The sequence below is a fragment of the Enterobacter cloacae complex sp. ECNIH7 genome (genome assembly GCF_002208095.1).
Classification (GTDB): Bacteria; Pseudomonadota; Gammaproteobacteria; order Enterobacterales; family Enterobacteriaceae; genus Enterobacter; species Enterobacter cloacae_M.
In genome coordinates, this window is the sequence record NZ_CP017990.1 from 3005393 (window position 1) to 3030767 (window position 25375).

Consider the following 25375-nt stretch of genomic DNA (forward strand, 5'->3'; position numbering starts at 1 on the left):
TTAATCCTCCTGAAATTCCACTAAACGAAATATCATGACACGCCGTCCGTTTTCAGTCCCGGCGTGAACTCACATCTCTTACGCTTCGCTGGCAACGATCTGCTCAATGGTCCACGGATGAAACTTCACCGTGACCTGTCCGTCAGTGACGGCCAGCGTCGGGTTAGGTAACCGCTCGCGCTCGCCTTTGGGTGAACTCGTCTTCACAAAAATTCCCGGCTTGCTTAAGCCTTCGTCGGAAAGGAGGGCCAGCGCGCGCGCGTTCAACGTTTCCGGCTCACCCGGCAGGACAATTTCGATATGCTCCCAGCCTTCGTGCGGATAGCGTTTCTCTCCCGGCCACGGCAGTTCAACCACGCTGAATTGCCAGTGCGCCACGTTCACCGGTTCATGCAGTTTGAACAGGCAAATGGGGCGACCATTGATGATGTTCTCGGAGAGCAACTCGCCGCACCGTTCGAACCCGCGACGCCAGCGCTCGGCCGTGGCATTCTGATGACAGCGCAAAGAGATGTGATCGGCCTCAAGCGGCGCGATATCCAGACCGAGACGGGTGGCAAGATCTGTGAACGCCTGGGTGAAGCGCGGTAAATCTGCGGAAATATCATGCAGTTCGTCAATGGATTGCCAGTTCGCCATAAGTCACTCTCTTTTCATGTCGCAAAGCCGCTAATTTACTCTGTTGCCCTGTTTTGACCAACCGCAGAATCCAGCTTTTTATGACTGCATGATTATGCACACCTTCACCGCCTGGATTCTGAGCAATCTTCAGTCCCCGCAATGCTGACGCCAGAGGGCATTTGCAGTATACTCCCGCCCTAAATTCTTTAACTGGCGCGGGCGGTTGTAAGCCCGCATCAAAAACGTAAGGTATCCAGGTGAATATTCAGGCTCTTCTCTCCGAAAAAGTCAGTCAGGCACTGATTGCCGCAGGCGCGCCTGCGGATTGCGAACCGCAGGTTCGTCAGTCAGCAAAAGTACAGTTTGGCGACTATCAGGCTAATGGCGTGATGGCAGTGGCTAAAAAACTGGGCATGCCGCCGCGACAGCTCGCTGAGCAGGTACTGACGCATCTGGATCTTTCCGGCATTGCCAGCAAAACCGAAATCGCCGGTCCGGGCTTTATCAACATCTTCCTTGAGCCTGCATTCCTGGCAAGCCACGTTGACGCGGCGCTGAAATCTGACCGTCTGGGCGTTTCCCAGCCGGAGGCGCAGACCGTCGTGATCGACTACTCTGCCCCGAACGTGGCGAAAGAGATGCACGTTGGCCACCTGCGCTCCACCATCATCGGTGATGCCGCGGTGCGCACGCTAGAATTCCTCGGTCACAAGGTGATCCGCGCGAACCACGTGGGCGACTGGGGTACCCAGTTCGGCATGCTGATTGCTTACCTGGAAAAACAGCAGCAGGAAAACGCAGGTGAAATGGCGCTGGCGGATCTGGAAGGGTTCTACCGCGAAGCCAAAAAGCACTACGACGAAGATGAAGCCTTTGCCGAGCGCGCGCGCAGCTATGTGGTAAAACTGCAGGGCGGCGACCAATACTTCCTCGAGATGTGGCGCAAGCTGGTTGATATCACCATGTCTCAGAACCAGCTGACCTATAACCGTCTGAACGTTACCCTGACCCGTGACGACGTGATGGGTGAAAGCCTCTATAACCCAATGCTGCCCGGCATTGTGGCTGACCTGAAAGCGAAAAACCTGGCGGTAGAGAGCGAAGGCGCAACGGTGGTGTTCCTTGATGAGTACAAAAACAAGGAAGGCGAACCGATGGGCGTGATCATCCAGAAAAAGGATGGCGGCTACCTCTACACCACTACCGATATCGCCTGTGCGAAATACCGTTACGAGACGCTGCATGCTGACCGCGTGCTGTACTACATCGACTCCCGTCAGCACCAGCACCTGATGCAGGCGTGGACCATCGTGCGTAAAGCCGGTTACGTGCCGGATTGCGTTCCGCTGGAACACCACATGTTCGGCATGATGCTGGGTAAAGACGGCAAGCCGTTCAAAACCCGTGCGGGCGGTACCGTGAAGCTGTCCGACCTGCTGGACGAAGCGCTGGAGCGCGCCCGCCGTCTGGTGGCCGAGAAGAACCCGGACATGCCTGCCGACGAGCTGGAAAAACTGGCCAACGCCGTGGGTATCGGTGCGGTGAAATACGCGGATCTCTCCAAGAACCGTACCACCGACTATATCTTCGACTGGGATAACATGCTGGCGTTTGAAGGCAACACGGCGCCTTACATGCAGTATGCCTACACCCGCGTGCTCTCGGTGTTCCGTAAGGCGAACATTGATGAAAACGTACTGGCGAATGCAACGGTGACCATAACGGAAGATCGTGAAGCACAGCTGGCGGCGCGCCTGCTGCAGTTTGAAGAGACGCTGACGGTTGTCGCGCGTGACGGTACGCCGCACGTGATGTGTGCTTACCTGTACGATCTGGCGGGTCTGTTCTCCGGCTTCTACGAACACTGCCCTATTCTGTCTGCGGAAAACGAATCGGTCCGCAACAGCCGCCTGAAGCTGGCGCAGCTCACGGCGAAGACCCTGAAGCTGGGTCTGGATACCCTGGGTATCGAAACCGTAGAACGCATGTAAGACAAAAAACCCGGCAAGCGCCGGGTTTTTTCTTATCAGAAATACTTCCGTAAATATTCCGTCAAACAGAGAATCGCCATCGCCTGTCCGTACGGCATCGACGTCAGCGGGATCTGGCGATAAAACTCAAGATCGCTGCCCATGCCCGTGCCGAACGACGTTTGCAACAGCTCGCCTTCCGGCGAAATATGTTTGACGATACCGCGAATCGCTTTTTCTGCCACTTCGGCATACTCCGCGCCAACGTAGCGCTTGCGCACGGCTTTCAGAATGCCGTAGGCAAACCCTGCCGTGGCGGACGCCTCAAGATAAGAATGTGGATCGTCGAGCAGCGTATGCCATAGCCCGCTGTCGTCCTGATATTTCGCCAGCGCGGCAATCTGCGCATTCAATACCTGCGCCAGGTAGCGGCGCACCGCGTTGCTTTCCGGCAGATCCACCAGCTCAAGGAAGTCCGGGATGACGATGGTGAGCCAGCTGTTGCCGCGCGCCCAGCGGGCACGGGCAAAGTTATGATTACCGTCATAGCTCCAGCCGTGGAACCACAGCCCGGTCTCCCGGTCCATCAAGTTCTGCACGTGCAGCAGGAACTGATAGACCGCCTCTTCAACGTACTCCGGCTTATTGAGCAGCTTGCCGATTTTCGCCAGCGGCAGCACCGTCATCATCAGCGTGTCATCCCACATCTGTTGATGGTTTTCTTCCGCCAGGGTGATGTGCTGCATCCCGCCGTGTTCCGTGCGCGGCATCTCTGCCATCGCCCATTCCGCCCAGCTTTCCAGCCACGGCCGCCAGGCCTGATTTTGGGTCTCTTCGTAGCGATAAGCCAGCGTCAGAAACGGCGACATGGTATTCACGTTTTTGGTGGTCGCACCTTCCGCAAAGCGGTCGGCAAACCAGCTGTCGATAATGTCTCGCATACCTTCATCGCCGGTCTGGCAGTAATACTGCCAGATACCGTACAGGCCAACGCCGTGCGTCCACTCCCATCCGGCCCAGCCTTTGGTGTCGATCACGCGCCCGTCGTCCAGCCGCAGCAAAAATTCACCCGTTTTGTCGTGGATATTGACCAGGCTATGCGTCACCTTTTGAATCAGCGATTTCAGCTCGTCCCGGGCGATAAAGCGCTCTGGCTGACGCAGTAACGGGCTATGTTTGACAGGCCAAACTTTCATCATCTTAACCTCTGTTGTATGTCGAATTCAGTACCGCGCGTTCTTTCAGAGAGGGTGCCGCTGGCTTGTTGCGATTCAGATAACCGATGTTGTTATTGCCCCACAGTGACTCATAAGGCATACCGGCCAGCATCTCGACGGTGGCGCGGGCGTGTGGCGTCGCTGACTCAGGCATCGCATGACCACACTCACGCATTTTCGCGGTCTCCTCGCGCAGCGTGCTGTGGGTCTGCAAATTGAGCCTGAAGCGCAGGGAAACGAGGAAGCCGCAGAACAGCACCAGGATGGTGCCCACGCTCAGGATCGTCAAAATGGTGTGGCTCACTTCCGCAGGCTGTACTTTCTGACCGCTGACAAAGCCGGACATCTGCATCACAATGCCCACCAGCATCACCGCACCGGCCTGTGACGCCTTACGGGTCAGGGTCATGATGCCCGCGAAGATCCCTTCGCGGCGCTGGCCGGTGATCGCTTCATCCACGTCAGCAATGTAGGTGTAGGTATTCCATGGCACATAGTTGATCCCGCCGCGCCCCAGCCCAGCCACCGCAGAGATCAGCAACAGCAGAGCGTAGACGTCGCTCATGCCCGCGTAATAAAGCATGGCGTAAGAGAGAGACGCCAGGCCAAACAGCACCACCACCATGCGGTAGGACGGCGCAGGCCCGAAGCGGATACACAGCGGGATCATGGCGATAACTGCAAGGAACTGGAAGATGGCCATCGTGCCCAGCAGACTGGACGCCACTGACGCTTCCTGCATCAGCACGAACACTACGTAGTAGGTGAATACCGCATTAAACACGTCCTGCGCGATATAGCCGCCAAGGTACATGCCCAGATGCTGACGGAAAATCTTGATGCGCAGCGTGGAGCTGAGCTCAACGATCAGGCGGTTGAGGCTCTGCCACAGCGTCAGCTTCTTCTTCTCTTCTTCAGCACGCAGCGCCGCTTCAGACCACTCTTCGCGCGGACGTTCCCAGGTGAAGAACCAGACGAAGGTCAGCATCAGCGCGCAGAGCACAGAGAAAACCAGGCTTGCGTAGAAGAAGGAAACCGCGTTTTCTTTCCCGAACCAGGTCAACAGGATCCCCGGCAGGAAGGAAGCCAGAATGGCGGACATCTGGGCCATAGCGATACGCGCCCCGGAGAACTTGGTTTTCTGTTTAAAGTCATCGGTCATTTCCGGCACCAGCGTTTCGTACGGCACCAGAATCATGGTGTAAACAATATCAAACAGCAGATAGGTCAGCAGGTAGTACCCGAAGCTCATGTCCCCAACCCACATCAGCGAGTAGCTGAACACGCACGGGATCCCCAGCAGAATAAAGAACTTACGGCGGCCAAAGCGCTTACCGAGCCAGGTCGTACCAAAGTTATCGGTTAAAAAGCCCATCAACGGGCTAACGAGGGCATCCAGCACCCTTGCCGCGGCAAAGATGAACGTTGCTTCGATCGGTGAAAGCCCGCAGAAGGTGGTATAAAAATATAAAAGCCAGGCCGCCGTCAGGGCGGTGGTACCCGCCCCGAGAAAATCACCTGACCCGTAAGCAAGATAATTCGCGAGTCCAATTTTACGTGTTTTCATTGCCGTCAACCCTAATCAGTTTCAGGAGACTCCCTGCAAGCACGCTTCGTCCGGGAGCTTTTATACGGCTACAGTAAATGCATCGACCTGTTGATACCTTTCTGTTTCTGCCACTCCTGAGAGGGTGCATGGCAAAAATACAAAGAGTAGGGTCACGCGCGTCACTGATTTATAAAACAGTGTTTCTATTTGATCAAAAGGAGAGGTCAGTTTTGAGAGCCAGCCATCAGAATGGCCTGATGGCTGGTGAAAAGGCAGGGTGTTAGCGATAGTTCACGATGACGGAATTACTCTGTACCTTCAGCGCCGGGATTAAGCGCCCCCCGCCCGGCACTTCCCAGATGAAACGCAAAGGTTCAATGGCCGGTACGCCGTTGAACGCCTGCGTCGTGCCATTTTCGCCGTCGATTTCCGTGCAGCGAGTCTGAGAACAAAGGCGCACCCGCAGCCCTGAGGGCGTTGGGCCAATCAGCCGGTAATTCCAGACCACAAGGCCCATCAGACCGGAAACCTCTTCAGCAGGCGCCAGCGGGTTAGATGACATGGCAACACCCCGGTTGCTGAGGGTCACCCCCATGCTGCTTGCCTGCCAGGTGCCCTCCCCGGCAGCGTGCGCCGCCAGCGGGAAGAGCAAAATCCAGAGCCATTTACGCATTATTTTCCTCCAATCGTCGCGGTCATGCGGATATGACGGTTATCCGACAGCTCCATATTCGACAGCACGACCAGCTGATTCAGGCTACGACGCAGGAAACGCGACAGCAGCGGACGCAGCGCATGATTAACCAGCAGCACCGGCGGTGCGCCCAGCATCTCCTGGCGCGCCAGCGCCTCCTGCGTTTGCGCCAGCAGACGGTCCGCCAGCCCCGGCTCCAGGCCGCCCCCGCCCTGCAGGGCCTGCAGCAGCAGACGTTCAAGCGGCGTATCGAGGCCGATCACCTGCACTTCTCCGGTTCCCGGGAACCACTGCTGGGTGATCGCACGACCCAGCGCCACGCGTACCACCGCCGTCAGCTCGTGCGGATCGTTTTGTATCGGCGCATGCTCGGCAAGGGTTTCCAGAATAGTGCGCATATCGCGGATCGGCACTTTCTCTTCAAGCAGGTTTTGCAGCACCTTGTGCAGCGTGGTTAAGGTCACCACGCCCGGGACCAGATCTTCCGTCAGCTTCGGCATCTCCTGCGTGACGCGGTCCAGCAGCTGCTGCGCCTCCTGACGGCCAAACAGCTCTGCCGAGAATTGCCCAATCAGGTGATTAAGATGGGTCGCCACCACGGTACTGGCTTCAACAACCGTATACCCCTGGATTTGCGCCTGCTCTTTCAGGGCACTTTCAATCCAGATAGCGGCCAGGCCAAAGGCCGGGTCGATAGTTTGCTCGCCCGGAAGCGTGCCTGCGGCGGTGCCCGGGTTAATCGCCAGCCAGCGGCCCGGATAGGCATCACCGCTGCCAATTTCGACACCTTTCATCAGAATGCGATAGCGCGCGGGCGGCAGGTCCATATTGTCGCGGATGTGAACAACCGGCGGCAGGAAGCCCATATCCTGGGCGAATTTTTTACGGATACTGCGGATACGGCCAAGCAGCTCGCCATCCTGCTGGAAATCGACCATCGGAATCAGGCGATAGCCCACTTCCATTCCCAGGGAATCTTCCAGCTGAACGTCGTTCCAGGTCGCTTCGACGGCCTGGGTATTCTCCGGCATTTTTACCTGAACAGGCTCCGCTGCCGGTTTGGTTTCACGACCGCGCATCCACCAGGCAAGCCCCAGCAGACCCGCCGTAAACAGCAGGAAAACGAGGTTTGGCATTCCCGGCACCAGACCGAGCAAACCCAGAACGGCAGCGGCCAGCAGCATCACGCGCGGGTTGCTGAACAGCTGGCCCACCATCTGCTCGCCAACGTCCTGATCGGTACTCACGCGGGTCACAATCACACCCGCCGCAGTAGAGATAACCAGCGCCGGGATCTGCGCAACCAGACCGTCACCAATGGTCAGCAGCGTATAGCTTTCCGCCGCGTGGCCCATGTCCATCCCGTGCTGCAATACCCCCACCAGCAGGCCGCCGACCACGTTAATCACCATGATCAGAATGCCCGCGATGGCGTCACCGCGCACAAACTTGCTCGCACCGTCCATGGAGCCGTAGAAGTCCGCTTCCTGCGTCACTTCCGAACGGCGTTTTTTGGCTTCATCTTCGGCGATAAGACCGGCATTCAGGTCGGCATCGATCGCCATCTGTTTGCCCGGCATCCCGTCCAGCACAAAACGCGCGCCCACTTCCGCAATACGCCCTGCACCTTTGGTGATAACCATAAAGTTGATAATAACGAGGATAACGAACACCACGATACCGATAGCGAAATTGCCGCCCACCAGGAAGTGGCCGAACGCTTCAACCACTTTACCTGCCGCTGCCGCACCAGTGTGACCTTCCATCAGGATGATACGCGTGGACGCGACGTTCAGCGCCAGTCGGAGCAAGGTGGTAAACAGCAGAATGGTCGGGAACGCGGCAAACTCCAGGGTACGCTGGGTGAACATCGCCACCAGCAGCACCATAATGGACAGCGCAATATTGAAAGTGAAAAGCAGATCGAGGATGAACGCCGGGAGCGGCAGTACCATCATCGAAAGAATTAGCAGGATCAGAATCGGCCCGGCAAGGATTTGCCATTGGGTCGATTTCAGGTTGCCGGGCAGGCGCAACATTGCCACCAGATTAGCCATCAGTGTCCTTCTCGTTCATAAAATCCAGCGCGGCAGGCACCGGAAGGTTTTCAGGTTTTACAGGCCGCTGACCGCCAGCCAGACGCCAGCGCTTCAACTGCCACACCCAGGCCAGCACTTCCGCCACGGCGGCGTAGAGTTGTCCCGGGATCTGTTGTCCGATATCCGCATGGCGGTACAGGGCACGCGCCAGCGGAGGGGCTTCCAGGATCGGCACGCGGTGTTCTGTGCCAATTTCCCTGATACGGAGTGCGATCAGCCCCGCCCCTTTCGCAACGACTTTCGGCGCACTCATTTTGTTTTCGTCATAGCGCAGCGCAACGGAATAGTGCGTTGGGTTGGTAACAATGACGTCGGCCTTCGGCACATCGTCCATCATGCGGCGACGGGCGGCGGCACGCTGCATCTGGCGGATACGCCCTTTTACGTGCGGGTCACCTTCCATCTGCTTATATTCGTCACGGATATCCTGACGCGACATGCGCAGCTTTTTGAAGTGGGTATAAAGCTGGAAGATCACGTCAAAACCCACCATCGGGATAATGCTGAGCACCACAAGCAGCGCGCAGAGCCCGACCAGATTCAGCGCGTTGCTCATCGCGGTGAGAGGCGATTCGCTGATAAGACGCATCATTTCTGGCCAGTGGTACCAGAGGTAAAAGCCTGCGGAACTGCCCATCAGCACCGATTTGAGGACGGCTTTGAGCAGCTCAGCCCCGGTCTGCGCAGAGAACATTTTCGCAATACCCGGCAGCGGGTTCAGTTTGGAAAATTTCGGTTGCAGCGATTTGGCACTGAAAACCAGACCGCCGAGCATCACCGGAGAGACCAGCGCGACCAGCACGACCCCGGTAATCAGGGGCAACAGCGCGACCATGGCCCCCTTAATAAGCTGAATAATCTGGCTGAGGATCAGATTCGGATCGTTGACCATGCTGTGGTCAAAACGTAAGCCGGTGGACAACATTCCCGCTAGCCTGCGGGCGAGCGACTCCCCGCCCCACCAGATAATGCACACCCCTACGATAAGGATCAGCAGGGAAGTTAATTCTCGGGATCGGGGGATCTGCCCTTCCTCACGCGCTTTTTCTAGTCGGTGGGGTGTGGGGGCTTCCGTTTTGTCGTCGTTCTCTTCTGCCACAGTGCATGCTCAGCCCATTACGTCACGGGTATCATGCCAGCGCAGCGGAAATCCAATGGCGGGAAAAGCCCGATTATTCGGGCTCTTTTCGATGATTTTGTCGTAACCTGCCTCAGGGGAGCGTCCCCCTGAGGCGGAATGAACAATCAGAAGCCGAGGCTGTCCAGCAGATCGTCGACCTGATCCTGGCTTGCCACAACTCCCGCCTTGCTGGCGTCGAGCTGTGGACCATTGAGCAGGCTTTCGTTCTCGCGTTTTGGACGGGCTGCCGGTTCCGGAATGTTCTCCAGCAGAACCATCAGCAGCTGACGCTCAATCTCCTGGATAACATCCATCATGCGCTTGATCACCTGACCGGTGAGGTCCTGGAAATCCTGCGCCATCATGATGTCCAGCAGCTGGGCGTTGGTGAAGCTGGTGTGGCCCGGCACATCACCCAGGTACTGACGGGTATCCGTCACCAGCTCGCGGGCATCCGCCAGCTCGATAGGATTCTCAAACCACTCGTCCCAGCGTTTGCTCAGCGCTTTCGCCCCCTTTTCCATCGCATCCTGGTGCGGCTGTGACGCTTCAACGCTGTTCAGCGCACGTTCCGCGGCCTGAGCGGTCATCTGCACAACATAGTCCAGACGATCGCGGGCATCAGGAATGGCTTCCGCCGCTTCGGCAATCGCCTGATCCAGACCCAGCTCGCGCAGGCTGTCACGCAGCATGCGCGTCAGGCTGCCGATGCGGACGATAATATCGCTCGGCGAGTGTTCTTCAACGGGTTTCATAGCAGGTTGCAACATTTCCATCACCTCACATGCCGAGTTTCTCGAAGATCTTACCGAGCTTCTCTTCCAGGGTTGCCGCGGTGAATGGCTTCACCACATAGCCGCTTGCGCCCGCCTGTGCAGCGGCAATGATGTTCTCTTTTTTCGCTTCTGCAGTAACCATCAGAACCGGCATAGACGCCATTCCCGCATCGGCACGAATGGTTTTCAGCAGTTCCAGACCGTCCATGTTAGGCATGTTCCAGTCGGAGATAACAAAACCAAACCCGCCAGCCTGCAGTTTGTTCAGCGCATCAACGCCGTCTTCTGCTTCTTCAACGTTGTTGAAGCCCAGCTCTTTCAGCAGGTTGCGCACGATGCGACGCATGGTGGAAAAGTCATCCACAACCAAAAACTTAAGCTCTTTATCCGCCATAAAATAATACTCCTGAGTCAAATACGTATTGCCTGTCCGGCACTGATTTTCGCCAGCATCTGCTGGCTTACCTGGCTAAGATCGACCACTTCGCTCACGCCACCCATATTGATGGCCTCGCGCGGCATGCCGAACACCACACAACTTGCTTCATTCTGCGCAATCGTCCAGGCGCCAGCCTGGTGCATTGCAAGCATTCCGGCGGCACCATCGTTGCCCATCCCCGTCAGGATCACCCCAACGGCGTTGCGCCCCGCATGTTTCGCCACCGAATGAAACAGCACATCCACCGACGGACGGTGCCGGTTGACCGGCGGTCCGTCATGAATTTTGATTTGATAGTTAGCGCCGCTGCGCGCCAGCTCCATATGCTTGTCGCCCGGGGCGATATAGGCATGTCCCGGGAGCACGCGCTCGCCGTCTTCCGCCTCCTTCACGCTGATCTGGCACAGCTTGTTCAGGCGTTCGGCAAACGAACGGGTAAAGCCTGGCGGCATATGCTGAGTGATCAGAATACCCGGACTTGAAAGCGGCAATGGCTGGAGTACATGACGAATTGCCTCTGTTCCTCCGGTTGACGCCCCAATGACCAGCAGTTTTTCCGAGCTGAGTAAGGGACCGGCCTTCAGGGTCGCAGGCGCGGCCAATGGCGTATGGGCAGCAAGCTTCGCACGCGACGCGGTGCGGATCTTCTCCGCGATCATTTCGCTATAGGCCAGCATCCCTTCGCGTATGCCGAGCTGCGGTTTGGTGACAAAATCCACCGCCCCCAGCTCCAGCGCGCGCAGGGTGATTTCCGATCCTTTTCCTGTCAGGGAGGAGACCATCACCACCGGCATGGGCCGAAGCCGCATTAATTTTTCGAGGAAATCTATGCCATCCATGCGCGGCATCTCGACATCCAGCGTTAGCACGTCGGGGTTATATTTTTTAATTAAATCCCGCGCTACCAGAGGATCGGGCGCAGTGGCCACCATCTCCATGTCGCTGTGGCTATTGATAATTTCAGTCATGATCTGACGCATCAGCGCTGAATCATCGACAGACAACACCCTGATTTTACTCATGCTTTTTCCTTACTCAGCGCATATACCGTTTGCCCACGCAGGCTAAACTCACGCGCGAGGTTGCTGAAGTTTTCCGAGTGCCCGGCAAACAGTAAACCGTCAGGCTTGAGCAACGGAACAAACCGACGCAGAATGTCCTGTTGCGTCGTTTTATCAAAATAGATCATAACGTTACGGCAAAAAATGGCGTCGAACGGCCCCGGCACGTTGTACTGCTTATCCAGCAGGTTAACGGGCGCGAATTCGACGCAGTTCGCCAGCTCCTGGCGTACGCGCACCAGGCCTTCATGCGGGCCCGTGCCGCGCATGAAATAACGCTGCAGCTGCTGCGGCGACAGCGTTTTCAGTTCATCCTGGCGATATACGCCGTTACGCGCCTTCTCCAGCACCTCGGTATCAATATCGCTGGCGTAGACTTTCCAGCGTCCGGGCGTCATGCCCAGGGTGTCGGCAAGGGTGATCGCCAGGGAGTACGGCTCTTCACCCGTCGAGGCGGCCGCACTCCACACGCGATACTCCCCGGTGCGACGGCGGGCGTGCTCGGCCAGAACCGGGAAGTGGTGAGCTTCACGGAAAAACGCCGTCAGGTTGGTGGTTAACGAGTTAATAAAAGCCTGCCACTCGGCGCTGTTCTGGTTCGCCTCGAGCATGCTCAGATAGCGGCCAAAATCATCCAGCCCCAGCGTACGCAAGCGCCGCACCAGACGGTTGTAGACCATGTCCCGCTTATGATCCGCAAGCACGATCCCCGCACGCTGGTAGATTAACTGACATATCCGACGAAAATGCGCGTCGGACAGCGCGAGGCGCTGTGTCATCTGCAACAATAATGACGTTTGCCCAGGGGGCATTGGTGATGTCATAGCGCCTTCTTAATTACATTCAGGATACAACTGGCACGGCCTGCGACCGCCCGACTTCTGTTACTGCTTCAACGTGCTCTTTCACATTAAATACCGCGACCAGTCCGGTAAGACGATCCGCCTGGCTGGCCAGCTGATCGGTTGCCGCTGCCGCTTCCTCAACTAACGAGGCGTTCTGTTGCGTCACCTGATCCATCTGGCTGACGGCCTGGGCAACCTGCTCAATGCCGCGGCGCTGTTCGTCCGACGCCGAGGCAATCTCGCCCATGATGTCGTTCACCCGCGTCACGGAGGTGACGATCTCATGCATGGTTTTCGCCGCCGTATCCACCAGCGTTGAGCCCTGCTGAACGCGCGAGACCGACTCTTCGATCAGGACCTTAATTTCTTTCGCCGCGTTGGCGCTGCGGCTCGCCAGGTTACGCACTTCACCCGCCACCACCGCAAACCCGCGCCCTTGCTCACCGGCGCGCGCCGCTTCCACGGCGGCATTCAGCGCCAGAATGTTGGTCTGGAACGCGATACCGTCAATCACGCTGATGATGTCGCCAATTTTCTGCGAACTGGAGGCAATCTCCTGCATGGTGCTGGCGACATGGGACGCCTGGTCCCCGCCTTTCTTTGCCGTCATCGCCGCCTGTTTTGACAGGTCAGACGCCTGACGCGCGTTATCGGCGTTCTGGCCTACCGTCGCGGTCAACTGCTCCATGCTGGCCGCCGTCTGCGCCAGCGAGGCCGCCTGCTGCTCGGTGCGGGACGAGAGATCGTTGTTCCCCGCCGCAATCTCAGAGATCCCGGTGTGCATGGCATAGCTGCCCTGCCGCACGTCGCTCACCGTTTCCCGCAGCGATCCCTGCATCGCCTTCAGGCTGGCAAAGATCGCCGAAATTTCATTCTTGCCGAACACCGCCACCGGACGCGCCAGGTCCCCTTTCGCAATACTGTCGAAGTGGCTGCTGATAATCGCCAGCGGCTGCACGATCATTCTGCGCGACCAGAGCAGCGCCCCGCCGGTCAGCAGCCCTGCCAGAATCACCACCACCGCAAAGATGACGCCCGACATGTGATAGCTTTGACGGCTCTGGTCACCGGCACGCTGAACAGACTGGTTAATATCCTGCTGCCACGCGTTAAAGCTGCCGTCAAACGCCGCCTGAGACGCCTGAACCGGTGCGGTCATAAAGTCCGAAAGCTGGTTGTTCTCAAGCCACGTCGCCTGGTGGTCCAGATCGCTATACCACTGTTCAAAGTTCGTCTTCATGGCGGCCTTCAGCGCTTTCTCTTTCTCGCTGTCGGCGGCCTGCGCCGTAAAGGCTTTAAACTGTGCGTCAGCCTGCTTCAGGCTGTCGCGCGCGGTCGCCATCAGCGCTTTAATGTCATCCGGCGGATAACTCAGCGCGGTTAAGGTTCCCGCCTTGTTCAGCGCAGTGCTTGCCTGCAACAGCACGGCACGCGTTTGTGCCAGTGCGGAGCGCTGCTGATTACTCGCCTCAACTTCCTGCAAATTCTGATAGCCATCGCGAAACGCCCAAAAAGACAACCCGTTACTGCCAACCTGCAACACACCGCAAAGGATCAGAATCAAAAACAGTGTGGTCGAGATACGAATACGATTTAACATCCACGCTCCCATCAAGCGGCAAGCAGCCGCGGTTTAATTGTCAGTCAAAATGTTTCCCAGTTTTCATCTTGTCCGGTCGTCGCGGTGCGCGTACGGTTTGCAGCCGATTCAGCGGCTGGCGCGCGATACGTCGCCTGCGGGGTGACCGAGTTTCCAGCGAGTGAAGCGAGACGAAACGCCGAGACGGCCATCTTCAGACGGCTCGCCTGGTCTTCCAGAGCAGCGGCCGCCGCAGCGGACTCCTGCACCAGCGCGGCGTTTTGCTGTGTCACGCGATCCATTTCCGATACCGCCAGGGCAACCTGGTCGATACCACGACTCTGCTCATCGGACGCAGAGGCGATTTCACCCATGATGTCCGTCACGCGGGTAACGGCATTCACGATGTCATTCATGGTCTCCCCGGCGCTTTCCACCAGCACGGAGCCGGTATCCACGCGGGAGACGGAATCTTCAATCAGGGACTTGATCTCTTTTGCCGCGTTGGCGCTGCGGCTGGCCAGGTTGCGTACTTCCCCGGCCACCACGGCAAACCCGCGCCCCTGTTCGCCCGCGCGCGCCGCTTCCACGGCGGCGTTCAGCGCCAGAATGTTGGTCTGGAAGGCAATGCCGTCGATGACGCTGATGATGTCGGCGATTTTCTTCGAGCTGTCGGCGATTTCGTGCATGGTTTTCACCACGCCATCCACCACGCGTCCGCCGCGCTGCGCCGTCTCGGAGGCGCTTTCTGCCAGCTGAGACGCCTGGCGGGCGTTATCGGCGTTCTGCTTCACGGTCGCGGTGAGCTGCTCCATGCTTGCGGCCGTCTCTTCCAGGGCGGAAGCCTGCTGCTCGGTTCGGGATGAGAGATCGTTATTCCCCATCGCAATTTCGCTGGTGCCGGTATAGATAGCCTCCGACCCGTTGCGCACGTTGGCGACGGTTTCGATTAACGAACGCTGCATATGGTCAACGCTGTTTGCCAGCTCGGTGATCTCATTGCGCCCGGAGACGGTCAGCGTTTTGGTCAGGTCACCGCCAGCAATTTCACGAATATGGGCAATAACGCGGCCGAGAGGGTTCAGCAGGATATGGCGAATGCCGTACCAGACCGCAACCAGCACAATAACCAGCGCCAGCGCCATCACCGCCATCTGCCATTTCGCAAAGCGGTAGTCATTCTGGCTTTCCGTAAAGGCTGAGTGATAGAGATCGTCGCTGGCCTTCGCGTATTCCCCCAGCGCCGCGCCGAGTGCGTTTTGCATCCCCTGCGTCGGCTGCGCGAAATAGGCGTCCATATTGCCGCTCTCCAGGAACTGAATCAGCTCTGCCAGACCGGCATGATAGGCGTTGTATTTTTCGTCAATGTTCTGGCTCACCTGCTCCATTGCAGGCTGTGGGGTAATCTTTTTAAAGGCGTCGTAATGTTTAGCGGCATCAGCGAGGGTCGCACGGGCATTTTTCAACAGATCGGTTTTCGCGCTGCTCTGCTGATTGTTCGGGTCCATCATCATGCGCGCGGACGAGCGGCTCAGGTTGATACGCGTTTGCAGCATCAGATCCCACGTCGACGTGAGCTCACTCTGCTGCAGGCGGAGATCGTTCGAGGCCGCGAAGCTGTCCTGGTTCTGTTTTAATGACGAGAAAAAAAGCCCGCCGGAGATGAGCTGAAGAAGTGCGAAAATGACCAGCACCATCATGAGCATTGTGACAACGCGGATACGGTTCAACATACAACACCTTCTCATAGATTTATTAACGGTGTTATCGGCACAGCCCACAGGAACTTTACATTTGCGAAAGGGAAAAGCGCGGGGGTTAAAACGCCACGTCGACAATCAGCGTGTCGGTGTAGGTTCCGGCGGGCGGCGTGGCCTGATTGGTCAGGACTTTAGCGGTGTAGTTGTAGGTGCGCAGTAAACCGTCGGTACTGACCTGGGACGATACCGCGCTGGACCAGCGCTCGCTGCCGCTGCTGCCCCAGCGGTTACCGGTGGCTTCCTTATAGATGTCGTAGCTCATGGTATTGCTGCCGCTCACCATCCGCCGCACGTTGTTCAGCGCGTTGGCGCCGTTATTAATGCCGATGGTATACGAACTTCCTTTGGTACAGGTGACGGCAATCGCCTGCGAGACGGTGGGGAAACTTTGCACCAGCGGCGCGCTGTTGAAGTTCACATCTGGCGTGGTCATGGCGCTGCAGTCGTTGGTGACGGTCATATCGAGCAGGATGGTGGTTGTCGCGGTTCCCGTCTGATTGATTGTGCAAACGCCAAGCGCTCCCACGGAGCACACGCTGTAGTTAATGCTGAAGGTTAACTGCACCTGATATGGCCCGGCAGTGACGTTTTGCCCGGCGACGGTGCGGAAATAGAGCGGAATGTTGTACTGCTTTGACCCCAGCAACCCCAGCAGGGTACTCCCGCTCCAGGTATACGATTTACTTATCTGTACCTCGCTGCTGCTCGCGCATCCCGATAACCCGCACAGCCGGGTGGGGATGACGTCGGTGATGGCCGCATTATCCGTGCGTTTCATCGTGGCCCGGCTGCTGCCCGAGACCGATGCCGCAGTGTAGGTCAGCGTTACCGAGTCGCTGGTCAGCAGATTCAGCACGGCATCGCAGGCCACCACCAGCGTGCCGGTGGTTTGAACTTCCCCGGTTCCGCTGAGCGCGAACGAGGTGACGCTGCCAAACGACGCATTAACCGTGCTGACAGTACACGCCGCCCAGCCGCCGCCGGAAAACAGCAGCAGGATCAACAGCAGCAGGCGCGTCATGGCGCCTCCCGGCAAATCAGCGGCCCGTAGGTTTTCAGCTTATGCTCCGGATTGGCCTCCACGGTCAGAGTAGTCTTACAGCGCCTCCCGTCTGGTGCGATCACCTCCAGCGGGTTCACATCGCTGAGATTTTCCAGCCAGGCGATGCCGTCATACCCCACCACCGCATTGCTGCGCGAGGCGCGTCGAACCTGACTTCCCACCGGCAACGCCTTCCCGTTCGTATCATGCAGAATAACGCTTGCCACCCGCTCCTGCTCCATCGGGAAATCGACCAGATAGCCGCTGTGACGCCGAATCGCGATCCGGCGTTCGGTCTCTTTCAGACGGGTATCCGCCGGCAGATTCAGAGTATCAATCCGGTAGCTTGCCGGGTAATACGCCGACACCCCGCTCACCAGCAGGTAGCCGTTGTTATTGGTTTTACCGACGGGCTGGTTCTCATAGCTGACGGGCACGTCAGGGTGGCCGTCGGTACTGATGACCACAAACGCATCGTTGATCTTATTCGCCGCGAACAGCTCGCCGTCCATAAGCACAACGGCGCCCATCGCCTCGCCCCACCAGGTCATGGTATCCCTTTCGCCATAGCCGCCGCCCTGCAGCTCGATATTGTTATTGCGCCAGCCCAGCGTACCCTGTTGATAATCACTGGATCTCGACTGGTTGGCCCAGGCCATGTTCCAGCTGAACCCACCGTCAGAAGGCATGGAGTGGTTGTAGTTAATGCGCTGGGTACTGCCTGCATCCGGAGTGTTTTCGACGGTGACGGCAGCGCTGTCGCGCGCCCCCAGCGGCACCTGCAGCGACAGCGCGACCGTCCAGTCTCCCCGCTGCCGATCCCGGCTGCCGGCCAGGTAAATACTGCTCGCTCCCCACAGGTTGCGGCTCCAGGAGAGATTAAGCAGCTCGGTTTTTTGGCTGTCAAAACTCTCCACGCCGATCCAGGCTGCACCGATGTTGCCGTACCGTCCCAGATTGAAGGTCAGCGAATACTGGTCCGTATTACGGCTAAAGCTGGCGATGGGCTTATCGTTTTCGTCATACACCGTCGGCTGGTCGTAAAGGGCGAGATTGCCAAAGCCGCGGTCGCGACGCGTGTGCTGGGTGGCGACGCTAAACTCGCTGGTACTGTACTGGTAACCCCAGTTGATTTGCCCGCCCGCATCACCGCGCATGCGGCTTTGCGAGTAAGAGGTATTCACCACGCCAAACTGGCCGAGTTTTATCACCGTCCCCGCGCCGCCCAGCGCCAGCTCCTGCGCCGCTTCCGCGTGGCCCTCGAGGGTTAGCCAGTCCGTCATTCCGTAGCGATACGAGCCGCTGCCGGCTGCCGGACCGTAGTCAAAATTCTTGATACCGTAATTACGCCGCAGGCTGCCGAGCGTCACGGCGCCGTCGCTCAGCCCTTGCTTAAGCAGGTCGCTGGTGACGTAAAACGGTAGCGTGGTGCTTACCTGGCGCCCCAGCGCATCCGTCGTGACCAGCACCGCATCCCCGGCCCCGTTGATATAGGGCAGATTGGTCAGGGTGAAAGGCCCCGGCTGAAGCTGGGTTGAACCGGAGCGATAGCCGTTGATAAAGAGATCGACCGAAGTGGGTACCGCGGCTTCCCCCGCGAACTCGGGCAGCGGCCATGTCACCAGGTCAGGACGCAGGGAGAAATCCCGCCCGACGCTTATCCCCCCCATTCGCACGCTGGAGCTCCAGCTCAGGGCATCGCTGATCACGTCCCCGGCGGTCCAGCTCATCGCGTCATCTTCGTTGGTGAACAGCAGGGTCGTGTCATAGCGGACATACCCTTCCTGCTGGCCGTGGTTACCGGTGAAATTTTCCCGCGCGTAACCGGTCGAGGAAAACGAGCCGTTCTCGTTGAAGTAGCGGAACTCATGCCAGATCGACGCCTGGCCGCCGATATGTTCCGTGTGGTTGGTGTAGAGATCGTAATTCAGCAGCGCCCCGCGCCCATAGTGAGGTTTGGCCTGCGCCGCTTGCGCGCTGAAAGGCGTCACGCGGGCCGTCACCCAGTCGCGAGGAACGGTCAGCAGCAGGCGCTGCGCGGCGCTGTCGTACTCCACCCGAACCTGAGCAAGCGAGGAGAGATTTACCTCGCCGGTGGGAACGTGCGCCGGGGGCAGCCCCGCGCGCAGCAAATCGGCGCTGGAGATAAAGAAAGCGCCTTTACGCTGCGTCACGGGCACGACCAGGCCGGTGTCGTAGTGATTGACCACGATGGCCAGCTGGAAAACCGCTTCATTATTTATCGCCTGTGCCTGGGGAGGCGGCGGTAAACTGTCGTCGCCGGGCCCGGCCAGAGTCGCGGAACTGACGCATAGCAGTATCATCATCGCCGGCTTCAGTTGACGGGCGTCGACTGCCATTGTTCGTCCCTGGCATTAATCTGCGCGCTCATCCGCTCTGGCTGACGAACGCCAGCGGGTATAGGCCAGCTGCGGGTGCTGCCCGGCAGGACGTAACCCAGCAATCCCTCCGCCACCGTGCGTTTCTGACCTCCCTGCTCCAGCGCCACCTGGCTCAGCCTGACGTGGACATCACCCCGATTTTTGACCTCCAGCGCAGGCTTACCCTCCGCCTGCGTCACCCGCCAGCTCAGGTTTTGGGTCTCCGCCAGCGCGTGATGCGCCCCCTCTTTGATGGTCGGGATCCCCTGCCCATATACGAACAGAGGGATGGAGTAACGCATCTGCAATTTCAGGCCAATGGCGGGTTCAGCTTTGGCATCTGGCTGGGGGATTTCATCGACGATAATGCGATAGGCCTGTTCGACCCCTGCAGGAACCGTAGCCTGTTTGATAAGGCGAATGAGCTGCTTGCTGCCTGTGCCAATCGTGACGATGGGCGGGCTGGCGACCACGTCCTGCTGCGCGGTATAGCGCTCGTGTCCGTCCTCCTGCTTCCAGCGCACGATGCGGACCTGCATCGTCGTGGCGCTGTTTCCCTGGTTCTGGATCCACAGTTCCGTGGCGTTGGCGTCCGCCGCAAGCCAGGGATCGATGGGCCAGAGCAGGATGGTGGCAGCCGCCTGCGCCTGGCCAGCAACCGCCATACCCAACGCGCCCGCCAGACAAACCGGTCTGAAAAATGGCTTCATCAACACTCTCCCTTTATTACCATGACAAGGTCACGGTGAGCTGATCGGAATAGGTTCCCGCCGGGCTAAACCCGGTCAGTAGCGCCACGCCAAAAAGCGGCAGCGCGATGTTATTGCTGTTGGTATAGGTCACCGCTATCGCCTGGTTGACGCCAATTTCGCTGTTCGCGGCCAGCGAGCTGCTGCTGTAGAGCCGGTATGGCACCATATCGACGCCGTTCGCGCGCTTCATGCGACGAACGGATGAATAATTTTGACCGCCATTAATGCTCATGCTCAGCGCCACGCCTGGCGTACAGGCAATAGACAACGCCCCGTTTGGCACAAAGCTGGTGCTGACCGGCGCGCTCTCGACGCCGTTATGGCTGCCAAAATCCAGCGTACCGAGAAGCCCTCCGCTACCGGTGGCCACCGCGCATCCCGGGACAATCGTCGCGCTGACCTTAAAGGACTGGGATGTCACCGCATCCGCCGTGGGCATCATGAGCAATCCGACGATCATCGCGAAAAAAGGCTGCACGCGTCCCTCTGCGCGTTTGCGCAGACCTGTGAGAGATGCCTTCATGGCGGTTCGGGACTAGTAGGTGACGCTGACGTTAATCGTGTCGGTGTAGGTCCCCGGGACGACCGTCACGCTGTTACCGCCGCCGGTAATCCGTCCGTACAGGGTGTAACTGTCCACCCCGCCTGCCGTGGACGCGATCGGCAGCGCGGCGTTATTGGCAATCACGGTGTTAAACCCGCTGTCGCTGTACAGGCTGTAGGCCACGCCCTGTGCCGCGTTGGCCGTATTCACCAGATAGCGTTCAGGCGTACCCGGCGAACCGACAACCGAGCCGGGCGCGGTGGAGTGGGTATTACCGGTGATCGCGACCGTATAGCTGGCGGTCGTACATTGAATGGTGAAGGTGTTTCCGCCGCTGGCGCCGCTCAGCTGCGTCGTAAGCGTGGAAAAGGTTGCCGGATGGGTACCGAAATCGAGCGTACCGAAGTTAATGCCACTTTGTGCGGGCGAGCCGTTTATCAGACACCCGTTTGTCAGCGTCAGCGTTGCACCGATGGTGCCGCTGCTGGTGACGACCAGCGCCTGATGAGCCGTTGTCGCAGCCAGTAAGGTGCCTGCGCAGATCAAAAGAAGTTTTCTTTTCATTTACCACCCTCCAGAAGACGTCTCCGTTCCCTTGCCACATTTTATTTTTGTCGTTCAAGATGTTAGCCCCGCTTAACGTTCCTCTGAGGGGGTTATTGAGAATTTAGTTTACGGATATCGCTTCGACCACCTGACCCTTAACGCATAAGGCATATGTCTTATTGACTCATTTTTCTTATAAATAACAGAAAGTTAAATTAATTCGGCGGGCAATTTTATTCTATCCGGGCAGAATATATCCATTAAAGTGTGACATCGATCACAATATATCGTCGACGCATTAACAACAAAATTAATAAAACTTAAAAAGGAGTTGTATCCCCCTACACTTTGCGTCAATTTATGTGCCGAATAATTTCCCGCATCGTAATAAAAAATTTATATGTATCGATGCGGGCTACATCTGAAGCGCATAGAGGGTCTTTTTTCGTGGCAAGTGCAAACAAACTCACACTCTTCATCGTGATATTCATGCTGGCGGGTATTCTTTCAGGGGCAGCAATTCATGAGTATGCATCTGCGGATGCCATCACAGCCTGGTCGGATAATATTACCCTTCTGACCGATATTTTCCTCCGTCTAATCAAAATGGTCATAGCTCCGTTGGTCTTCAGCACGCTCACCGTCGGCATTATGAAGCTGGGCGAAACCTCCACCATTGGCCGCGTTGGCGGCAAAGCGATGGTGTGGTTTATCAGCTCATCCGTGCTCTCAATTCTGGTTGGCCTGTTCATCGTCACGCTGGAGCATCCGGGAAGCGGTCTGAACCTGACGGTTCCGACAGAAGCGGTAGATACCGGCCTGGCCGTTGGCGGCATGACGCTGAAAGCGTTCCTGTCGCACACCATTCCGACCAGTATCGCGGGGGCGATGTCGAACAATGAGATCCTGCAGATTGTGGTGTTCTCGATGTTCTTCGGCATCGGCGGCGCGTCGCTGGGGCAAAAATTCAACGCGCCGCTGGTGGCCGCGCTGGATGTGGTTTCCCATATCATGCTGAAGGTAACGGGTTACGTAATGTACGTTGCTCCGCTGGCCATTTTCGCGGCGATTTCATCCGTCATTGCCACGCAGGGTCTGGGCATTCTGCTGAACTACGCCTCCTTTATTGGCGGCTACTATGTTGCCATTCTTCTCACCTGCATGGTGCTGCTGGCCGTGGGCTACATGGTGCTGAAAAAAGAGGTGTTTCGCCTGGTCAGCATGCTGAAAGACCCGGTCCTGGTGGCGTTTACCACCAGCAGCTCTGAAGCCGCCTACCCGAAAACGCTGGAGCAGCTGGAGCGCTTTGGCTGCTCGCGCAACATCGCCTCTTTCGTTCTGCCGATTGGCTACTCCTTCAACCTGGTGGGTTCGATGGTGTACTGCTCTTTCGCCTCGATGTTTATCGCTCAGGCGTACAACATTCACCTGAGCTTCTCTGAAGTGACGGTGCTGATGCTGACTCTGATGCTGGCGTCGAAAGGGATTGCGGGCGTACCGCGTTCATCCCTGGTGGTGCTGGCAGCAACCATTCCAAGCTTTAACATTCCGGTGGCGGGTATTCTGCTGCTGATGGGGATCGACCACTTCCTGGATATGGGCCGTTCCGCAATTAACGTGCTGGGGAATGGGATCGCGACCGCGATGCTGTCCCAGAATGAAGGCGCGCGGGAAGCTGAAGCTGAACTGGTAAAGCAGGAAGCGTAAGGTGAAAAAAAGGGTGAGGCCTGATGCCCTCACCCCAGCCCTCTTCCACAGGGAGAGGGTGCAAACACAAAAAACGGCAACCTGGGTTGCCGTTTTGCATTTACCTACGCTACGTGACTCGCGGCGATATCCAGCAGCGCCATCTCATCGCTGTTCAGCAGCTTCTCAATGTTCACCAGGATCAGCATACGCTCGCCGAGCGCGCCCAGGCCAGTCAGGTATTCGGTCGACAGCGTGACCGCAAACTCCGGCGCAGGACGAATTTGGTCAGAGGTCAGGGAAAGCACATCAGATACGCCATCCACCACGATACCTACCACGCGCTGCCCCAGATTCAGAACGATCACCACGGTGTTGTCGTCGTAGTCAACGTCGCCCTGGCTGAACTTCACGCGCAGGTCCACGATTGGCACAATGACGCCACGCAGGTTGGTGACACCTTTAATAAAAGCAGGCGTGTTAGCGATGCGGGTAACCTGGTCGTAACCACGGATTTCCTGCACTTTCAGGATATCGATGCCGTACTCCTCATCGCCTAAAGTGAATACCAGGAATTCCTGCCCTGATGGCTCGCCCGCCAGTTTCGTTACATTACTCATACCGGTCATGTTATTACCTTCTACTTAATCAGGCGGCTGTGTACGCCACACGTTGTTCACGATTTAATCCCTGAAGCGCCGACACATCGACGATCAGCGCCACGCTACCATCACCCAGAATGGTGGCGGCAGAAATACCCGGCACTTTGCGGTAGTTACTTTCGAGGTTCTTCACTACCACCTGGTGCTGGCCAATCAGCTGATCGACCAGCAGCGCGTAGCGACGGCCCGCGCTTTGCAGGATCACAACGATGCCCTGCGTGGCCTCTGTCTTCGCCCCGTCCACTTCGAACACTTTCCACAGTTCCACCAGCGGCAGGTACTCACCGCGCACTTCGAGCACGCGCTCGCCGCCCGCCAGCGGATGCAGATCTTCTTCACGCGGCTGCAGGGATTCCATCACGGCGTTCAGCGGCAGGATAAAGACTTCGTCCGCCACTTTGACAGACATGCCGTCGAGGATCGCCAGCGTCAGCGGCAGCAGGATGCGAATGGTGGTGCCGGAACCCTGTTTAGACTGGATCTCAACGTGGCCGCCCATCTCCTGGATGTTACGTTTCACCACGTCCATGCCTACGCCGCGCCCGGAGACGTCGGTCACCTGCTCTGCGGTAGAGAAGCCCGGCGCGAAGATGAGCATGCCCACTTCTTCATCGGTCATGTTTTCATTGACCGCCATCCCCTGCGAAATCGCTTTTGCAAGGATGCGCTCGCGGTTAAGACCCGCGCCGTCGTCGGTTACTTCGATGCAGATGTTCCCGCCCTGGTGTTCCGCAGAGAGGATCAGGTTACCGACCGGGGATTTACCGGCGGCAATGCGGTTTTCCGGCAGTTCGATACCGTGGTCGAGGCTGTTACGCACCAGGTGCGTTAACGGGTCGATAATGCGCTCGATCAGGCTCTTATCCAGTTCGGTTGAGCTGCCCATCAGGGTCAGTTCAATCTGTTTATTCAGCTTGCTGGCAAGGTCGCGGACCAGACGCGGGAAGCGGCTGAAGACATATTCCATCGGCATCATACGGATGGACATGACCGATTCCTGCAGGTCGCGGGCGTTACGCTGCAGCTGGCCCATGCTGGTGATCAGATCGCCGTGCGTGACCGGGTCCAGTTCGTTAGAACGCTGGGCCAGCATCGACTGGGTGATCACCAGTTCACCCACCAGGTTAATCAGCTGGTCGACCTTCTCAACGGCAACGCGGATACTGGTTGACTCGCTGGAGCGCGCGGCAGGCTTTTCACCACGGCCAGGTGCCGCGGCCTCTTTTGGCACGGCCTTCAGCGCCGGAGCCGCAGGAGCCACAGCCGGTGCGGCGGCCTGAGCGACAGAGGCCACCTCTTCCGCAGCGGCAGGGACGTCAACCGCAGCCGTTTCGGTTTCGGTTTCGAAGGCGATCTGGTCAGCTTCGATCACAAAGCACAGTACCGCCACGATATCGTCCTGGCCAATACCGTCATCAAGCGTCGCGGCAAGGCTGTCTTTGCCTTTTACCACGTTGCTTAATCTCGCCAGGTTACCCAGCTCTTCTTCCAGCAGGTTAACTTCATTCTCTTTGAGACGTGACAGCACAACGCGCAGTTTGCCCGCTTGTGCAGCGGCTGGCGCGGCCTCGTCGGCAGCAACCGCATCGACAACGCTCAGTTTCGCCGCAGGGACAACGGCTGCTGCGACCTCACCTTTTGCTTCCAGGGCGAGCTGGCGCAGCGCGTTACAGATGTATTCAAAGCTGGCGGCATCAGGCTCTGCCGAACTTTTATAGGCGTCGAGCTGTTCCTGCATAATATCTTTGGTTTCCAAAAACAGGTTGATAATGTCGGTATTGAGCTGCATCTCACCGCGTCGTGCTTCATCAAGCAGGTTTTCCATTAAATGGGTCGTTTCCTGCAGGATGGTAAATCCAAAGGTTCCGGCTCCGCCTTTAATAGAGTGCGCCGCGCGGAAGATGGCATTGAGCTGCTCGGAGTCCGGTGCTTCGGGCACCAAATCGAGCAAGTGTTGCTCCATATCGGCCAACAATTCGTCGGCTTCATCAAAGAATGTCTGGTAAAAATCGCTAATATCCATGCTCACGCT

Annotated in this window: 21 protein-coding genes; 2 read left to right on the forward strand and 19 right to left on the reverse strand. The window is 57.8% G+C overall.

Annotated elements, in window-relative coordinates:
- Positions 1–78: 78 nt before the first annotated feature.
- Entirely contained in the window at positions 79–639 is a 561-nt protein-coding gene (locus WM95_RS14755) for a VOC family protein (protein ID WP_063409032.1), read from the reverse strand.
- A gap of 239 nt (positions 640–878) precedes the next feature.
- Here WM95_RS14755 and argS point away from each other — a divergent pair, with 239 nt between their 5' ends.
- Positions 879–2612, forward strand: coding sequence for an arginine--tRNA ligase (gene argS, locus WM95_RS14760; RefSeq protein ID WP_045404452.1), 1734 nt, complete (start codon positions 879–881; stop codon positions 2610–2612).
- Positions 2613–2647: 35 nt separating this feature from the next.
- On the opposite strand, the gene bglB is transcribed toward argS, so the two are convergent.
- The 16 genes from bglB to WM95_RS14840 all read right to left on the reverse strand — a co-directional run bounded on the left by bglB (position 2648) and on the right by WM95_RS14840 (position 21013).
- The gene (gene bglB / locus WM95_RS14765; RefSeq protein WP_063409044.1) at positions 2648–3787 is read right to left on the reverse strand and encodes a beta-galactosidase BglB; all 1140 of its coding nucleotides are present in this window, start codon (positions 3785–3787) and stop codon (positions 2648–2650) included.
- 4 nt (positions 3788–3791) lie between these two features.
- Positions 3792–5375 carry an MFS transporter gene (locus WM95_RS14770; protein WP_063409031.1) on the reverse strand — a complete coding sequence of 528 codons (1584 nt, stop codon included), beginning with the start codon at positions 5373–5375 and terminating at the stop codon, positions 3792–3794.
- Positions 5376–5637: 262 nt separating this feature from the next.
- Entirely contained in the window at positions 5638–6030 is a 393-nt protein-coding gene (gene flhE / locus WM95_RS14775) for a flagellar protein FlhE (protein WP_063409030.1), read from the reverse strand.
- Complete coding sequence (gene flhA / locus WM95_RS14780; protein ID WP_023312249.1) at positions 6030–8108, reverse strand: flagellar biosynthesis protein FlhA; 2079 nt, start codon at positions 8106–8108, stop codon at positions 6030–6032. The genes flhE and flhA overlap by 1 nt, the downstream gene beginning before the upstream one ends.
- Positions 8101–9249 carry a flagellar biosynthesis protein FlhB gene (gene flhB / locus WM95_RS14785; RefSeq protein ID WP_045355960.1) on the reverse strand — a complete coding sequence of 383 codons (1149 nt, stop codon included), beginning with the start codon at positions 9247–9249 and terminating at the stop codon, positions 8101–8103. The genes flhA and flhB overlap by 8 nt, the downstream gene beginning before the upstream one ends.
- 146 nt (positions 9250–9395) lie before the next feature.
- On the reverse strand, positions 9396–10040 hold the full coding sequence (cheZ, locus tag WM95_RS14790) for a protein phosphatase CheZ (RefSeq protein ID WP_023312251.1): 645 nt from the start codon (positions 10038–10040) through the stop codon (positions 9396–9398).
- Positions 10041–10050: 10 nt separating this feature from the next.
- Positions 10051–10440: a chemotaxis response regulator CheY gene (gene cheY / locus WM95_RS14795; protein ID WP_008500431.1), complete on the reverse strand. Its 390-nt coding sequence runs from the start codon at positions 10438–10440 to the stop codon at positions 10051–10053.
- Positions 10441–10457: 17 nt separating this feature from the next.
- A complete protein-coding gene (locus tag WM95_RS14800; RefSeq protein WP_023312252.1) occupies positions 10458–11507 on the reverse strand; it encodes a protein-glutamate methylesterase/protein-glutamine glutaminase in 1050 nt (349 codons plus the stop codon).
- Positions 11504–12370: a protein-glutamate O-methyltransferase CheR gene (cheR, locus tag WM95_RS14805; RefSeq protein ID WP_023312253.1), complete on the reverse strand. Its 867-nt coding sequence runs from the start codon at positions 12368–12370 to the stop codon at positions 11504–11506. The genes WM95_RS14800 and cheR overlap by 4 nt, the downstream gene beginning before the upstream one ends.
- A gap of 19 nt (positions 12371–12389) precedes the next feature.
- Positions 12390–13991, reverse strand: a complete 1602-nt coding sequence (tap, locus tag WM95_RS14810) for a methyl-accepting chemotaxis protein IV (RefSeq protein ID WP_063409029.1) — start codon at positions 13989–13991, stop codon at positions 12390–12392.
- A gap of 44 nt (positions 13992–14035) precedes the next feature.
- Complete coding sequence (gene tar, locus WM95_RS14815; protein ID WP_063409028.1) at positions 14036–15703, reverse strand: methyl-accepting chemotaxis protein II; 1668 nt, start codon at positions 15701–15703, stop codon at positions 14036–14038.
- 85 nt (positions 15704–15788) lie between these two features.
- On the reverse strand, positions 15789–16751 hold the full coding sequence (locus WM95_RS14820; protein WP_063409027.1) for a Csu type fimbrial protein: 963 nt from the start codon (positions 16749–16751) through the stop codon (positions 15789–15791).
- The gene (locus WM95_RS14825) at positions 16748–19132 is read right to left on the reverse strand and encodes a fimbria/pilus outer membrane usher protein (protein ID WP_063409026.1); all 2385 of its coding nucleotides are present in this window, start codon (positions 19130–19132) and stop codon (positions 16748–16750) included. The genes WM95_RS14820 and WM95_RS14825 overlap by 4 nt, the downstream gene beginning before the upstream one ends.
- A complete protein-coding gene (locus WM95_RS14830) occupies positions 19108–19863 on the reverse strand; it encodes a fimbrial biogenesis chaperone (protein ID WP_045356792.1) in 756 nt (251 codons plus the stop codon). Before WM95_RS14830 ends, WM95_RS14825 begins: the two co-directional genes overlap by 25 nt.
- Positions 19864–19879: 16 nt before the next feature.
- Positions 19880–20428: a Csu type fimbrial protein gene (locus tag WM95_RS14835; RefSeq protein WP_032668483.1), complete on the reverse strand. Its 549-nt coding sequence runs from the start codon at positions 20426–20428 to the stop codon at positions 19880–19882.
- 12 nt (positions 20429–20440) lie between these two features.
- On the reverse strand, positions 20441–21013 hold the full coding sequence (locus WM95_RS14840) for a Csu type fimbrial protein (RefSeq protein ID WP_088544824.1): 573 nt from the start codon (positions 21011–21013) through the stop codon (positions 20441–20443).
- A gap of 429 nt (positions 21014–21442) precedes the next feature.
- On the opposite strand from WM95_RS14840, the gene WM95_RS14845 reads away from it, so the two are divergent.
- Positions 21443–22702, forward strand: a complete 1260-nt coding sequence (locus WM95_RS14845) for a dicarboxylate/amino acid:cation symporter (protein WP_023312261.1) — start codon at positions 21443–21445, stop codon at positions 22700–22702.
- Positions 22703–22806: 104 nt separating this feature from the next.
- Here WM95_RS14845 and cheW read toward each other — a convergent pair whose 3' ends face one another.
- Entirely contained in the window at positions 22807–23310 is a 504-nt protein-coding gene (gene cheW, locus WM95_RS14850) for a chemotaxis protein CheW (protein ID WP_023312262.1), read from the reverse strand.
- Positions 23311–23329: 19 nt separating this feature from the next.
- Complete coding sequence (gene cheA / locus WM95_RS14855) at positions 23330–25372, reverse strand: chemotaxis protein CheA (protein ID WP_088544825.1); 2043 nt, start codon at positions 25370–25372, stop codon at positions 23330–23332.
- Positions 25373–25375 lie beyond the last annotated feature (3 nt).